This window comes from Streptomyces sp. NPDC046465 (genome assembly GCF_040646035.1).
Taxonomy (GTDB): Bacteria; Actinomycetota; Actinomycetes; order Streptomycetales; family Streptomycetaceae; genus Streptomyces.
In genome coordinates, this window is the sequence record NZ_JBEYZK010000021.1 from 147,795 (window position 1) to 161,197 (window position 13,403).

Annotated in this window: 13 protein-coding genes and 1 riboswitch; of the genes, 3 read left to right on the forward strand and 10 right to left on the reverse strand. The window is 69.3% G+C overall.

The genetic code is table 11. The annotated features are described in order from the left end of the window. Positions 1-27: 27 nt before the first annotated feature. The 4 genes from ABZ953_RS29910 to ABZ953_RS29925 all read right to left on the reverse strand — a co-directional run bounded on the left by ABZ953_RS29910 (position 28) and on the right by ABZ953_RS29925 (position 4,223). Complete coding sequence (locus ABZ953_RS29910; RefSeq protein WP_361730119.1) at positions 28-1,056, reverse strand: NlpC/P60 family protein; 1,029 nt, start codon at positions 1,054-1,056, stop codon at positions 28-30. Positions 1,057-1,299: 243 nt separating this feature from the next. Continuing rightward, complete coding sequence (locus ABZ953_RS29915; protein WP_361730121.1) at positions 1,300-2,331, reverse strand: NlpC/P60 family protein; 1,032 nt, start codon at positions 2,329-2,331, stop codon at positions 1,300-1,302. A 268-nt stretch (positions 2,332-2,599) separates the two neighbouring features. Then, positions 2,600-3,949: an NYN domain-containing protein gene (locus ABZ953_RS29920; protein WP_361730124.1), complete on the reverse strand. Its 1,350-nt coding sequence runs from the start codon at positions 3,947-3,949 to the stop codon at positions 2,600-2,602. Between the two features lie 34 nt (positions 3,950-3,983). Continuing rightward, the gene (locus ABZ953_RS29925) at positions 3,984-4,223 is read right to left on the reverse strand and encodes a hypothetical protein (protein ID WP_055566221.1); all 240 of its coding nucleotides are present in this window, start codon (positions 4,221-4,223) and stop codon (positions 3,984-3,986) included. Between the two features lie 181 nt (positions 4,224-4,404). Here ABZ953_RS29925 and ABZ953_RS29930 point away from each other — a divergent pair, with 181 nt between their 5' ends. Both ABZ953_RS29930 and ABZ953_RS29935 read left to right on the forward strand, forming a co-directional pair. After that, positions 4,405-5,142 (forward strand): rhomboid family intramembrane serine protease, encoded by a 738-nt coding sequence (locus tag ABZ953_RS29930; RefSeq protein ID WP_361730127.1) that lies wholly within the window; start codon positions 4,405-4,407, stop codon positions 5,140-5,142. Continuing rightward, positions 5,139-5,420, forward strand: coding sequence for an Lrp/AsnC ligand binding domain-containing protein (locus tag ABZ953_RS29935; protein WP_055566223.1), 282 nt, complete (start codon positions 5,139-5,141; stop codon positions 5,418-5,420). Before ABZ953_RS29930 ends, ABZ953_RS29935 begins: the two co-directional genes overlap by 4 nt. Before the next feature lie 65 nt (positions 5,421-5,485). Here ABZ953_RS29935 and ABZ953_RS29940 read toward each other — a convergent pair whose 3' ends face one another. From ABZ953_RS29940 to ABZ953_RS29965, 6 genes are all read right to left on the reverse strand, one after another. Next, positions 5,486-6,859 carry an aminotransferase class V-fold PLP-dependent enzyme gene (locus ABZ953_RS29940; protein ID WP_361730130.1) on the reverse strand — a complete coding sequence of 458 codons (1,374 nt, stop codon included), beginning with the start codon at positions 6,857-6,859 and terminating at the stop codon, positions 5,486-5,488. A gap of 188 nt (positions 6,860-7,047) precedes the next feature. After that, a riboswitch (SAM riboswitch) is annotated at positions 7,048-7,165 on the reverse strand. A 99-nt stretch (positions 7,166-7,264) separates the two neighbouring features. Further along, positions 7,265-8,329: an anthranilate phosphoribosyltransferase gene (gene trpD, locus ABZ953_RS29945; RefSeq protein WP_361730133.1), complete on the reverse strand. Its 1,065-nt coding sequence runs from the start codon at positions 8,327-8,329 to the stop codon at positions 7,265-7,267. 175 nt (positions 8,330-8,504) lie between these two features. Further along, positions 8,505-10,145, reverse strand: a complete 1,641-nt coding sequence (locus ABZ953_RS29950; protein ID WP_361730136.1) for a cytochrome bc complex cytochrome b subunit — start codon at positions 10,143-10,145, stop codon at positions 8,505-8,507. After that, positions 10,142-11,197, reverse strand: a complete 1,056-nt coding sequence (locus tag ABZ953_RS29955) for a Rieske 2Fe-2S domain-containing protein (RefSeq protein ID WP_361730139.1) — start codon at positions 11,195-11,197, stop codon at positions 10,142-10,144. Before ABZ953_RS29955 ends, ABZ953_RS29950 begins: the two co-directional genes overlap by 4 nt. Further along, positions 11,194-12,003, reverse strand: a complete 810-nt coding sequence (locus tag ABZ953_RS29960) for a cytochrome c (RefSeq protein ID WP_361730142.1) — start codon at positions 12,001-12,003, stop codon at positions 11,194-11,196. The genes ABZ953_RS29955 and ABZ953_RS29960 overlap by 4 nt, the downstream gene beginning before the upstream one ends. A 77-nt stretch (positions 12,004-12,080) precedes the next feature. Next, complete coding sequence (locus ABZ953_RS29965) at positions 12,081-12,701, reverse strand: heme-copper oxidase subunit III (protein WP_055566234.1); 621 nt, start codon at positions 12,699-12,701, stop codon at positions 12,081-12,083. Between the two features lie 198 nt (positions 12,702-12,899). Between ABZ953_RS29965 and ABZ953_RS29970 the strand changes: the two genes are divergently transcribed. Next, complete coding sequence (locus tag ABZ953_RS29970; RefSeq protein ID WP_361730146.1) at positions 12,900-13,298, forward strand: hypothetical protein; 399 nt, start codon at positions 12,900-12,902, stop codon at positions 13,296-13,298. Positions 13,299-13,403: the final 105 nt, after the last annotated feature.

Genomic DNA, 13,403 nt, shown 5'->3' on the forward strand with positions numbered 1-13,403 from the left:
TCGTACGGGGCGCGGCCCGTGGACCGGTCAGATCCGTGTCACGGACGACACCGGCATCATGCCGACGGGGTCGTAGCGGACCGCGGCTCCGGGGTACGGGGCGTGCACCACCTGGCCGTTGCCCATGTACATCCCGATGTGGCTCGCGTCGTCGCGGTAGGCCACCAGGTCGCCGGGCTGCGCCTCGGACAGGGACACCTGGCGCCCCGCGTACCGCTGGGCCTGCGAGGTGCGCGGCAGGCCGACCCCGGCCTGGGCGTACGACCACTGCATGAGGCCCGAACAGTCGAATCCGGCGGGTCCGCTGGCGCCCCATACGTAGGGCTTGCCGAGCGCGGACCTGGCGGCGGCGATCGCGGCGGCGGCCCGTGCGGAGGACGGGGCGCCCCCGAGCTCCGGCAGCTCGCCGCGGTCCTCGGAGCGCGAGGACCTGTCGTACGCGTCGCGCTCCCCGCTCGGCAGCGAGTTGAGCAGCCTGCGGGCCTTGGCCAGCTTGTGCTCGACGGTGCGCTTGTGGCGGGCGACGGTGGTGCGGCTCTTCTCCAGCTCGGCGAGTTTGCCGCCCGCCTCGGTGCGCTCCTGCGCGAGGCTGCGCTGGGCCCGCTGAAGATCGGCCAGTTCGCCCGCCTGCCGGGCGCTGACGCGGTCGAGGACCGAGGCCCTGTCGAGGTAGCCGTCCGGGTCGGAGGAGAGCAGCAGGGCCAGGGCGGGGTCGATGCCGCCGTCGCGGTACTGCGCACCGGCCAGCGCGCCGAGCGCGCCGCGCATCTTGTTGATGCGCTCCTGGCCGCGCGCGACGCTGTCCTTGGCACGGGCGACCTGTGTACGCAGCTTGTCCGCGCGTTCGTCGGCCTTGTTGTACAGCTCGGTCGCCCGCTCGGCCTGCTCGTAGAGCCGGTCGACCGTGGCCCGGGTGACGGACGGCTTGTCCTGCGGCGCGGCACCTGCGGGCGCGGCCGCGAGGGCCGCCGCCGCGGTGGCCACGGCCGCTGAAAGGACGGTCACGCGCGTGCTCCGGTCGAGACCGGGCTGTGCGGGACGGCGATGGAACCCCACGGGAAGCCGCTCTCCCTTCCGCTGACGAACCCCCGGCTGTCCGGGGGAATGCGCGCCGACAGTAGCCGTGCGACCACGGAGCGGCCAAAGACCCGGCGCGGTGCGAAAAGGACGCGGACAGCCCGGCGCCCCGCCTCAGACGCAGGTCATCAACGGGGCGCGGGGTCAGCGGGAGTTGCCGGAATTCGCCCGTTCGGACGGTGTCGGCAAGGCGTTGACGTCAGGGTGCCGGAGCGGCGGAGGTCAGATGCGGACGCCGAACTGGAAGGAGCCCAGGTAGGAGATCGACTCGTAGCGCACCGAGGCGCCGGGGTGCGGGGCGTGCAGCACCTGGCCGTTGCCCGCGTAGAAGCCGACGTGCGCGAGGTTGTTGAAGAACACCAGGTCGCCCGGCTTCAGCTCGTTGCGGCCGATCTTGGTGCCGTCGTTCTGCTGGGTGTACGTGGTGCGGGTGATGTGGACGCCGGCCTGCGCGAATCCCCACTGCGTGAGGCCGGAGCAGTCGTAGGAGTTGGGGCCCGTGCCGCCGGAGACGTAGGGCTTGCCTATCTGGGTGGCGGCGGCGGCCATGGCGGCGGCGCCGCGGCCGGAGGCGGGGGCCTCGTCGCCGAGGTCCACGCGCTTGTCGGCGGCGCGGCTCGCGCGCTTCTGCTCCTTGGCGTCCAGCGCCGCCTTCTCCTTGGCGGTCAGCGTGTTGAGGAGCTTCTGCGCCTCGCCGAGCTTGCCCTGGACTTCCTTCTTCTTCTTGCCGAGCTCCGTGCGGGTGTCCGCGAGATCGTCGAGCTTGCCCGCGGCCTCCTTGCGCTGCTGCGCGAGGTCCCGCTGCTTCTTCTGGATCTTCTGGAGGGCGTCGACCTGCTGGCTGCTCAGCTGGTCGAGGGTGGACGCCTTGTCCAGGTAGTTGTCCGGGTCGGAGGAGAGGAAGAGCTGCAGGGAGGGGTCGATGCCGCCGGAGCGGTACTGGGCGCTGGCCATCGAACCGAGGCCGTCGCGCAGGTCGTTGAGCTCGCCCTGGCCGTCGGCGACCTTGTCCTGGAGTTCACCGATCTGCTTCTCGAGCTTCTCCTGCTTCTCCTTGGCCCCGTTGTACTTGTCGGTGGCCCGCTCCGCGTCTTCGTAGAGCTTGTCGACCTTGGACTTGACCTCGTCCTTGCTCGGCTTCGGCGCGGCCTGGGCGGCGCCCTGCGAGGTGAGGGCCACGGCAGCGGCGGCGGTCGCGGTGAGCACGGTCACGCGGGTGCGGCTCGGCTGCTTGGGTCGACGGTGGGACGCCACGCGGGCGGCTCCTTCTTCCTCCGGCCGCCTACCGGGACGCGGCGGGCGGGTACCACCGCCGCCACCCCGGATGGGTGATCAACCGAGCGGGGGTTCGAAGCGAGACCTTAGTGACCTTCTTGTGATCAGTTCAAATCTCATCGGAAAAAAACCGGTCGCGAAGCGCATTCTTTACCGATAACGCACAGCCGGTAATGATCTTCTGACGCTACGTCGCTTCGGGCGCCGCCCAATTCGGGCATAGGGCCCAGGAGTTACGTGACCACCTTTAGCCCCGCGAAAGCCTCTTCAGGAGGACCGCCGAAGCCACCGGCCGCGCCCCCGCCTTGGCGATCCCGTCGGCCACCTCGCGGTCGGTCGAGACGACGACCACGGGCCGCCCCGGCGGCTCCGCGCGCACCAGCTGACGGATCAGCTCGTCCGCGGTGACGCCCGGCTTGGAGAACAGCACCCGCACCCCGCGCGGCGGCGCGAGCAGCACGGGCGCGGCCAGCTCCGCGCCGTCGAAGACGCAGGTGACCTCGGCGCCCGTCTGCAGGGCGAGCTGCGAGAGCGAGCCGAGCAGCCGCAGCCGCTGCTTCTCCAACGGCATCGTCGGGTAGCCGGTCTTGGTGACGTTGTAGCCGTCGACGACCAGGTGCGCCTGCGGCAGCGCGAGCAGCTGGTCCAGGATCGCCGGGTCGCTCTCGGAGAGCGCGCGGGCCGCGATGTCCTTGGGCGACATCCGCCCCGGCTCGACGGCGTCCACGGTCTCCGCGGGCCGCACGGAGACCGGTGGCAGGGCCAGTTCGCGCCGCAGCCCCTGGGCCGCGTCCAGCACGGTGTCGAGCAGCAGCCGCAGCCGCATGTCCTCGACGCTGCGCCCCTCGCGCGCCGCCCTGCGGCTGGCTTCCAGGGCGGCCTCCGTCTCGCCGAGCCGCGCCTTGAGCCGCCGCGCCTCGCTCTCGGCGGCGGACACCTGCGCCTGGCCCTCGGCGCGCACGGCCTCGGCCTCGACGGCGGCCTTGCGCAGCGCGGCCTCACCGCGCTTGACGTCGCTGAGCGCCCCGCGCAGTTTGCGGTGCATCGACTCGGCTTCCCTGCGCACCATGTCGAGCTCGGCGCGCAGCCGCTCGGTCTCCGCCTTGGTCTGCCCGCGGGCGACGGCGAGCTCCTCGCGCAGCCGGTCGAGCTCGGCCCTGGTCTCGTCGTCCGCGCGCTCGGCGTCGGCCCGCTGGGCCTCCTCGCCCGCGGCGGTGACCAGCTTCACCCAGCCCGCCGGGCGCAGCACATAGGCGGCGGCCGCCACATCCAGCGGATCGGCGGCCGGCGGCGGAGAGCCCGCGTCCAGGGCGGCGGCGAGCTCGCTCTGGGCCTCCCTGAGGCGTTCGCCGATGCGCTGGCGGAAGAGGGTGTCGTTCTCCAGCGCGGCCGCCATGGCGTTGCCCGCGAACTTCGCGCGCCGGGTGGGCGTGAAGCGCGCGTACTGCCGCAGCTGGGCGGGCAATTCGGCCAGGGTGAGCCCGCCGAAGCCGTCCGAGACGATATGGACGACCCGTCGGCGCACCCCGTCGGGCAGCGGACGGTCGAGCACCTCAGCGGCGCCGTCGTCCGGCTCCCCGCCTGAGCTCTCCACCATCCGTCACCCCACTAGCTGTGCGGGCCCCGCTCCGTCAGGAGTCGGCGCCCGGCCTGTCCACGAGTTCCACCTGATCCACGGCGTTGCACCAGCGGCAACGCACGGACTCGATGGTCTCACTGACCACCTCACGTTCTTCGACGTTCGACTCTCCGGCCAGGTCGAGATGCACATACTCGACGACCTTCGAGCTGCGGGTCACATCGAAACGCGTGAGATTGCCGCACAGCGTGCAGCGCCACCGGGTGGTGGCGGTCGGCAGAGGAACCGTCATCGTGGCTGTTCGCTTTCGTCGGTGACTGGTAGCGGCGACATCATCGGCGACCGTGGGGCGTACGCGAGTTTCCGTCTGCGCACTGCCCGTAACCCTAAGGCCTGTAAGGGGCGCCATGCGGCGGCCTGCCGAGCGGCATGGCGGTCTGCGGAGGTAGTGCCCGTTACGTCATGCTCTGTTCATGATCCGCACATGGCGTACGAAGGCAGGCCGGCTGATCGGAGGGGGAACCGCCCCGGTGACGTACGGCCTGATCGCCGTCTGCTGCGCGGTCTTCCTGATCTCCCCGGTCTCCGGGTTCAACCCCTCCTACGGCCGCGGCGACGAGTTGATCGGTGCGCAACAGGTCTACTTCGAGCGGTGGGGAGTGGTACCCGTCGAACTGTTCAGCGGTGTCCCGAGCGCCGCCCTCGGCCCGTTCACCGCCCTGTTCGTGCACGGCAGCTGGCTTCATCTGCTGGGGAACATGCTGTTCTTGTACGTGTTCGGGGTCATGGTCGAGGAACGCATGGGCCACCTCCAGTACGCCTTCTTCTACCTCAGCTGCGGATATCTCGCCCTGCTCGCCTACGCGGCCGCGCACGCGGGCTCCGACCAGACGCTCGTGGGAGCGTCGGGGGCGATCTCCGCCGTCCTCGGCGCTTGCCTCTATCTCTTCCCACGGGCGCGCGTCACCAGCCTTTTCCCGTTCCTCTTCTTCCTGCCGCTGCGCTTTCCCGCGTGGGTGGTGCTGCCGTTCTGGGTGGCGCTGCAGTGGCTGGCGGCGGGGCAGGGCGGAAACGGTACGGGAGTCGCCTATCTGGCCCATCTGGTGGGCTTCTCGCTCGGCTTCCTGTACGCGTGGGGGTGGCGTGTGCGGAGGACTAGAGTGCACGTGAAAGGCAGCGCACCGGCCACCGAGGGAGACAGCCAGCCGTGATCACCGCGATCGTGCTCATCAAGACCAGCGTGGACCGGATCCCGGAGATCGCCGAGTCGATCGCCGCGCTGGACTCCGTCAGTGAGGTCTTCTCCGTGACCGGTACGTACGACCTGATCGCGATGGTGCGGGTGCCGCGCCACGACGACCTCGCGGACGTCATCCCGGGCCGGATCAGCAAGATCCCCGGCGTCGAGGGCACCGACACGCACGTGGCGTTCCGTACGTACTCACAGCACGACCTGGAAGCGGCCTTCGCGATCGGCCTCGACTCCTAGGGCCTTCCGGCCTGATCAGGCCGGATCAGGCCGCATCAGGCCGGATCAGGCCGCATCAGGCCGGATCAGACGGCGGCACCGGTGTCCGGCACGCAACGCCCGTCCTCGGTGCGGTAGTTCCACCGGGCGCCGTCCGCCACCAGCTCCTTGACGGCGCGCACGAAACGCTCGACGTGCTCGTCGGGGGTGCCCGCGCCGAAGCTCACCCGGATGGCGTTCAGCGACTTCTCGCCGGGCGCGGCCTCGGGGGCGCCGCACTCGCCGGGCTCGTCCGGCTCGCTGCCGAGCAGGGTGCGCACCAGCGGGTGGGCGCAGAACAGGCCGTCCCGTACGCCGATCCCGTACTCGGCGGAGAGCGCGGCGGCGAAGTGCGAGCTGTTCCAGCCGTCCACGACGAAGGAGATGACGCCCACGCGCGGCGCGTCGTCCCCGAAGAGCGAGAGCACGCGCACGGCGGGCACCTCGGCGAGGCCCTCGCGCACCTTGCTGATCAGGTACTGCTCCCGGGCGACGAGCTCGTCGAAGCCCGCGTCGGTGAGCGCCTTGCAGGCGGAGGCGATGGAGTAGACGCCGATGACGTTCGGGGAACCGGCCTCGTGCCGGGCCGCGGAGTCGTGCCACTCCACGTCCACACCACCGTCGGCGCGTCGCGCCACCTTCCGCGAGGCGCCGCCACCGGCGAGGTACGGCTCGGCGGCGCGCAGCCAGTCGGAGCGGCCCGCGAGGACGCCCGAGCCGAAGGGCGCGTACAGCTTGTGCCCGGAGAAGGCGACCCAGTCCACGTCCAACTCACCGATGGAGACGGGGTGGTGGGGCGCGAGCTGGGCGGCGTCGAGGACGATGCGGGCGCCGTGCGCGTGCGCGGCGGCGGCCAGTTCACGCACCGGCCAGAGCTCGCCGGTGACGTTGGAGGCGCCGGTCACGCAGACGAGGGCGGGGCCGTAGGGATCGCGGTCGGCGAGTGCGCGCTCCAGGGTGTGCACGGCCTCGTCGGGGGTGCGCGGCGCGTTGAGGTAGGTGACGCGGGCGTCCCGCCACGGAAGGAGCGAGGCGTGGTGCTCGGTCTCGAAGACGAAGACCTGGCAGTCGGCGGGCAGGGCGGCGGCGAGCAGGTTCAGGGAGTCGGTGGTGGAGCGGGTGAAGACGACCTGGTCGTCCTCGCGGCAGCCGAGGAACTCGGCGACGGTCTTGCGGGAGTTCTCGAAGAGGTCCGTGGAGAGCTGCGAGAGGTAGCCGGCCCCGCGGTGCACGCTGCCGTAGTACGGGGCGTACGCGGCCACGTCGTCCCACACCCGCTGCAGCGCGGGCGCGCTCGCCGCGTAGTCAAGGGCCGCGTACGTCACCTCGCCGCCGGTGACCAGCGGAACGGTGACGTCCCTGCCGAGGACGGCCAGCGGGGCGCAGACGGACGGGTCGGCGGCAACAGCGGAAACAGACATGGCGAACTCCCGTAAGAGACAAGTGAGTTCACTGCGAGGGCGCGTACGGCAGAGGGGTACGGCGAGGCAGTGATGAAGAGAAAAAGGGTGCGCGGAAAGGGGCCGAAGGCCCTAGCACATTCGCTTGCTCACGAGACTGCTCCCTTGAGGACCAGGACCCCAGGGGCGGACATTCACCGATGTCCAGGGGTCCGCGCTTGCCATACGCCTCGCTGCGTACGGCCTGGTCTTCACCCGGGGCACCCCGCCACGGACGGAGGGTTGCCGGACAGCGGGCCGGGGCCGTAGTCGCTGTCACTCATGACCTGTGCAGCATCCTGCCACACGATCTTCGACGCGCAAGGCGCAGTCCAGAATCCGGACTGCGCCTTACGTCACATGGGGGGGCTGCCGCCCGCGGCGGGCTCAGCGGTTGCTGGCCGCCACCCAGCGCTCCAGGGCCCGCTTCGCGGCGCCCGAGTCGATCGCCTGCGCCGCCCTCGCCATCCCGGCCCGGATCTGCTCCACGAGCGGCTCACCGGTCGGCGAGAGGGCGACCAAGGCCGCCGCGGAGTTCAGCAGCACCGCGTCCCGCACCGGGCCGCTCTCGCCGTCGAGCAGCCGCAGGGCCACCTCCGCGTTGTACGAGGCGTCGGCGCCCCGCAGCGCCTCGACCGGCACCAGGCCGATGCCGACCTCGCGGGGGTCGAAGGCCTCCTCGCGCACGGCGCCGTCCCGCACCACCCAGACCCGGGAGGTCGCGGTGGTCGTCAGCTCGTCGAGCCCGTCGTCCCCGCGGAAGACGAGGGACGAGTGCCCGCGCTCGGCGAACACCCCGGCCACGATGGGCGCCATCCGCGGGTCGGCGACCCCGACCGCCTGGGCCCGCACCTTGGCCGGGTTGGTGAGCGGACCGAGGAGGTTGAAGACGGTCCTGATCCCCAGCTGGCTGCGCGCGGCGCCCGCGTGCCGCAGCGCGGGGTGGAACTTCACGGCGAAGCAGAACGTGATGCCCGCCTCTTCGGCGACCTCGACGACCCGCCGGGGCGTGAGGTCCAGGTTGACGCCGAGCTTCTCCAGGACGTCGGAGGCGCCGGACGCGCTGGAGGCGGCGCGGTTGCCGTGCTTGACGACCTTCGCGCCCGCTCCCGCGACGACGATCGCGGACATGGTGGAGATGTTGACGGTCTTGGCCCCGTCGCCGCCCGTGCCGACGATGTCGACGCTCGGGCCCGGCACGTCGATGACGTTGGCGTGCGCGTACATGGCGCGTACCAGGCCGGAGATCTCCTCGACCGTCTCACCCTTGGCCCGCAGCGCGATCACGAAGCCCGCGATCTGCGCGTCGGTGGCCTCGCCCCGCATGATGCGGTCCATGGCCCACGCCGTGTCGTCGGCGCTCTGGTCCCGCCCGTCGAGCAGGCCGTTCAGCACGTCGGGCCAGGAACGGGCCGCCGCGGTGTCGCCTCCTGCGGGGGTCACAGCGCTCATAGCCGCTCCTGGTGTTTTCGTCTGCGTATGGATGTATAGGGAGGGAACACCCCGACTGCTCGGGGTGGGACCACCCTATCCAGCCTCCGGGACGGCAAAGAGCCCCATCCATGCAATGGACGGGGCTCTTGCCGTGGCGACCGTGGAGCGGTCGGAGCTTCGGAGCTCGGGTTGATCAGTGGTGGCCGTGGCCGCTCGTGATCTCCTTGTACTCGTCGGCGGTGGGCTTGGGGATCTGGTTGTTCTCCCCGTAGTAGCCCTTGGAGAGCTTCGCCCGGAGCTTCTGCGAGCCCGACAGCTTGCGCTCGACACCGTTCTCGTCGACCGACGGGCCGATCTCGACCGGCTGGTACTGCTCGTGCGCCGTGAGGGTGTGCAGCTGGTCCTGGCTGAGCGGCTCGTGGACCTCGATGAACTCACCGTGCGGCAGCCGCTTGATGATGCCCGACTCGCGGCCGTGCAGCACCTTGTCCTTGTCGCGCCGCTGCAGACCCAGGCAGATCCGCTTGGTGACGATGAAGGCGATGACAGGACCGGCGAAGAAGCCGATCCGGACGAACCAGGTGATCGCGTTCAGCGACAGGTGGAAGTGCGTCGCCCACAGGTCGTTGCCGCCACCGACGAGCATGACCATGTACGCGGTCAGCCACGCGACACCGAAGGCCGTACGGGTCGGGGCGTTGCGCGGGCGGTCCAGGATGTGGTGCTCGCGCTTGTCGCCGGTGACCCAGGACTCGATGAACGGGTAGACCGCGATGGCCACGAGGACCAGCGGGAAGACCACGACCAGCGGGATGAACACGCCCAGGGCGAGCGTGTGGCCCCAGAGGTTGATCTCCCAGCCCGGCATCACACGGATCAGACCCTCGGCGAAGCCCATGTACCAGTCGGGCTGGGCGCCGGTGGACACCTGGTCCGGGCGGTACGGGCCGATGGCCCAGATCGGGTTGATCGAGGCGATCGCCGCGATGACCGCGATGACACCGAAGACCAGGAAGAAGAAGCCTCCGGCCTTGGCCATGTAGACCGGCAGGAGCGGCATGCCCACGACGTTCTTGTTGGACTTGCCGGCACCCGCGTACTGCGTGTGCTTGTGGTAGAAGACCAGGATCAGGTGCGCCACCACGAGGCCGAGCATGATGCCCGGCAGCAGCAGGATGTGCACCGAGTAGAACCGGGCCACGAAGTCGCCGCCGGGGAACTCCCCGCCGAACAGGAACATCGACAGGTACGTGCCGACGATCGGCACTCCCAGGATGGCGCCCTGCATGAAGCGGACACCGGTACCGGAGAGCAGGTCGTCCGGGAGCGAGTAACCGGTGAAACCGGTGAACATGCCGAGGACGAACAGCAGGAAGCCGAACAGCCAGTTGACCTCACGGGGCTTGCGGAACGCACCCGTGAAGAACACGCGCATCATGTGCACGAACATGCCGGAGAGGAAGATCAGCGCCGCCCAGTGGTGGATCTGCCGGATCAGCAGACCACCGCGCACATCGAAGGAGATGTGCATGGTCGAGTTGAACGCCTCCGACATCAGCTGTCCCTGCAACGGGATGTAGCTGCCGGAGTACTCCACCTCGTTCATCGACGGGTGGAAGAACAGCGTCAGGTACACACCCGTGAGGATGATGATGATGAAGCTGTAGAGGCAGATCTCACCGAGCATGAAGGACCAGTGGTCCGGGAAGATCTTGCGCATGTTGGCCTTGGCCAGGGAGTAGATCCCAAGGCGGCCGTCGGCCCAGTCCGCGACCCGCTCACCGGCGGGTGCTTGCTGCCGCTTGTCGTTCGAGGAAGTGGTGGTGGTGCTCATCCGCGCTCCCAGAAGGCAGGACCGACGGGCTCATCGAAGTCGCCGAGCGCCTCGAGGTAGCCCTTTTCGTTCACGCCGATGCGCAGCTGCGGCAGGGCGTGACCAGCCGGGCCGAAGATCACTCGGGCACCGTCGGAGAGATCGAAGGTGGACTGGTGGCACGGGCAGAGGACGTGGTGCGTCTGCTGCTCGTACAGAGAGATCGGGCAGCCCACGTGGGTGCAGATCTTGGAGTAGGCCACGATGCCTTCGTGCGACCACTCCAGCTCGCGCTTGTCCTTGATGTTCTCCGGCTGGATGCGGACGATCATCAGGGCGGCCTTGGCGATCTGCGTCTGGAAGTCGTGGTCGTGCTCCGACATCCCCTCCGGCATCGCGAAGGTCAGCGAACCGACCTGCACGTCCGCCGGACGCAGCGGCTCGTGCGTATTCATGTTCACGAGCATCTTGCCCTTGCCCCACTTGGTGTGGCGGAGCTTGTCCTCGGGCAGCGGACCGAGGTCGCGCAGCAGGACGACGCCGGAGAGCGGGACCAGGGCCAGCGCGCCGAACATCGTGTTGCGGATCAGCTTGCGCCGACCGAAACCCGATTCCTCGGCGCCCTGCTTGAAGTCCGCCATGACCTTGGCGCGAACCTCGGGCTCGGCCGCGATCTCGTGCCGCTCGTCGGTCATCTCGACGTCGGACATCAGGGTGCGGGCCCAGTGGACCGCGCCCGCGCCGATGCAGAACAGCGCCACACCGAGGGTGAGACCCAGGGCGAAGTTGAGGCCGCTGAGGTGACCGATCGGGAAGACGTAGATGGTCTTGTCCGCCGGGATCGCCACGTACGAGGCGATGAAGCCCACGGTCGCGAGCATCGACAGCATGAACATGAACGCCACGGCACGCTCGGACCGCTTGGCGGCCCGCTCGTCGATGTCCTGGACGCGGTGCTCGTGGGGCGGCAGCCCCGGGTCGGCGAACGGGTTCTCTTCCGTCAGCGCCACCGAGCCGTGCTCGGTCTCCTGCTTGCTGGGCAGGTTCTCTTCTGGAATCTCTTGGCTACTCATGACTTCTTGGCCTTTGCGGTCCGAGCGGCGACCCACACGGCGACCGCGATCAGCGAACCGAGACCGAAGATCCAGCCGAAGAGGCCTTCACTGACCGGACCCAGACCGCCCAGCTTGAGACCGCCAGGGCTCTCGGTCTTCTCACCGTTGACCGCGTCGAGGTACGCGATGATGTCCTTCTTGTTCTTCTCCGGCATCGTGGTGTCGGGGAAGGACGGCATGTTCTGCGGGCCGGTCTGCATGGCCTCGTAGATGTGCTTCGGGGAGACACCCTCCAGCGAAGGCGCGAACTTGCCGTGCGTCAACGCGCCACCTTCACCGGTGAAGTTGTGGCACTGGGCGCAGTTGGTGCGGAACAGCTCGCCACCCTTGGCGATGTCCGCTCCGTCCGGGCTGTACTGCTTCTCGGTCGGAACCGAGGGACCGGCACCCAGCGACGAGATGTACGCCGCCAGCTGGTCGATCTGGGCCTGGTTGTAAATGACCTTCTTCTTGGGCGCCTGGGCACCCTGCTGCTGGAGCGGCATACGTCCGGTGCCGACCTGGAAGTCGACAGCGGCGGCGCCCACGCCGACCAGGCTCGGACCGTCGGAGGAGCCCTGACCGCCGGTTCCGTGGCAGCTGGAGCAGCCCACGGCGTAGAGCTTTTTGCCCTCGTCGATGGCGAGGGACTGGGCGGTGTCGTCGGCCTGCGCCTTGTCCGCCGGCGCGAACGCGGCGTACAGCCCCCCGGTGGCCGCCAGCGCGAGGAGTAGGACGACGACCGCCGCCAGCGGATGGCGTCGTCGTGCGGAGAGCTTTTTCACGGATTACCCCGGTGTCAGGATCTTCTGCGTCGATGCTTCTGGAATGTGTCGGGTACGTCGCCTGGGCGACCTGCCGATTACTTGATCATGTAGATCGTGGCGAAGAGGCCGATCCAGACCACATCGACGAAGTGCCAGTAGTAGGACACGACGATGGCTGCGGTCGCCTGCTCGTGGGTAAACCTCCTGGCCGCATAGGTGCGTCCAAGGACCAGCAGGAAGGCGATCAGGCCGCCCGTCACATGCAGTCCGTGGAAGCCGGTGGTCAGGTAGAAGACCGAGCCGTAGGGGTCGGACGAGAGCGAGAGGCCCTCGTGCTTGACCAGCTCGGTGTATTCGTACACCTGACCGCCGATGAAGATCGCACCCATGATGAAGGTGACGATGAACCACATCCGGAGCTTCTTCACGTCTCCGCGTTCAGCGGCGAACACGCCGAGCTGACACGTGAGAGAGGAGAGCACCAGGATGGTGGTGTTCGTCGCCGAGAACGGGAAGTTCAGGGCCGAAGCCATTTCCTTCCAGTGATCAGGACCTGTCACCGATCGCAGGGTGAAGTACATCGCGAAGAGGGCCGCGAAGAACATCAGCTCGGAACTCAACCAGATGATGGTTCCGACGCTGGTGAGGTTCGGTCGATTGACCGGCGGGTGCGCGTGCCCGGTATCTACTGTCGTTGCTGTCGCCACGACCGACATTATGTCGGTCGCTTATCCCGCCCTCACCCCGGGGGGTGCCGTTCGGAGTGTCTACGGGGTGTGTCCTGCCCGGATGGCCCATCGGAGGCCTGTCCGAACCGGTGTTGACGGGGTGTCGGGAGGAGTAGCATCCGCGCATCGGTTCCCGATCCCATGACGGCACAGCTCGACGCAACAGCTCGACGTATCGGAGGAACAATGCAGCCGACCGCCACGGTGCTGGTCTACAGCGACAACACGAGCACCCGCGAGCAAGTCCGGTTGGCCACCGGCCGCCGCCCTGCGACGGACGTTCCCGAGGTCCGGTTCGTCGAGTGCGCCACGCCGCACGCGGTCATCAAGGAGCTGGACCACGGCGGCATCGACGTCTGTGTGCTCGACGGCGAGTCGGCACCGGGCGGGATGGGTGTCTGCCGCCAGATCAAGGACGAGATCTTCCAGGCACCGCCCGTCCTGCTGCTCATGGGGCGCCCGCAGGACGCCTGGCTGGCCACCTGGAGCCGCGCGGAGGCCGCGGTGACCCTGCCGGTCGATCCGGTGGAGTTCGCGGCGGCCCTGGCCGGTCTGCTGCGCAGCAAGAAGGCCGTGGAGGCCTGACACCACCCCTGACCACCGTCGGAGGGGCCCACGCCGCGGCGGGGGGCCCCCCCGAGGTGCGCCAGGCGCGGAAGGCCGCTCAGCCGGGCGCAACCCCCGGCCGCC

Coding starts and splice junctions, on each gene's coding strand:
- ABZ953_RS29955 (WP_361730139.1), bottom strand. CDS start 11,197: ATGAGTAGCCAAGAGATTCCAGAAGAGAACCTGCCCAGCAAGCAGGAG.
- ABZ953_RS29950 (WP_361730136.1), bottom strand. CDS start 10,145: ATGAGCACCACCACCACTTCCTCGAACGACAAGCGGCAGCAAGCACCC.
- ABZ953_RS29940 (WP_361730130.1), bottom strand. CDS start 6,859: ATGTCTGTTTCCGCTGTTGCCGCCGACCCGTCCGTCTGCGCCCCGCTG.
- ABZ953_RS29920 (WP_361730124.1), bottom strand. CDS start 3,949: ATGGTGGAGAGCTCAGGCGGGGAGCCGGACGACGGCGCCGCTGAGGTG.
- ABZ953_RS29930 (WP_361730127.1), top strand. CDS start 4,405: ATGATCCGCACATGGCGTACGAAGGCAGGCCGGCTGATCGGAGGGGGA.
- ABZ953_RS29965 (WP_055566234.1), bottom strand. CDS start 12,701: ATGTCGGTCGTGGCGACAGCAACGACAGTAGATACCGGGCACGCGCAC.
- ABZ953_RS29925 (WP_055566221.1), bottom strand. CDS start 4,223: ATGACGGTTCCTCTGCCGACCGCCACCACCCGGTGGCGCTGCACGCTG.
- trpD (WP_361730133.1), bottom strand. CDS start 8,329: ATGAGCGCTGTGACCCCCGCAGGAGGCGACACCGCGGCGGCCCGTTCC.
- ABZ953_RS29970 (WP_361730146.1), top strand. CDS start 12,900: ATGCAGCCGACCGCCACGGTGCTGGTCTACAGCGACAACACGAGCACC.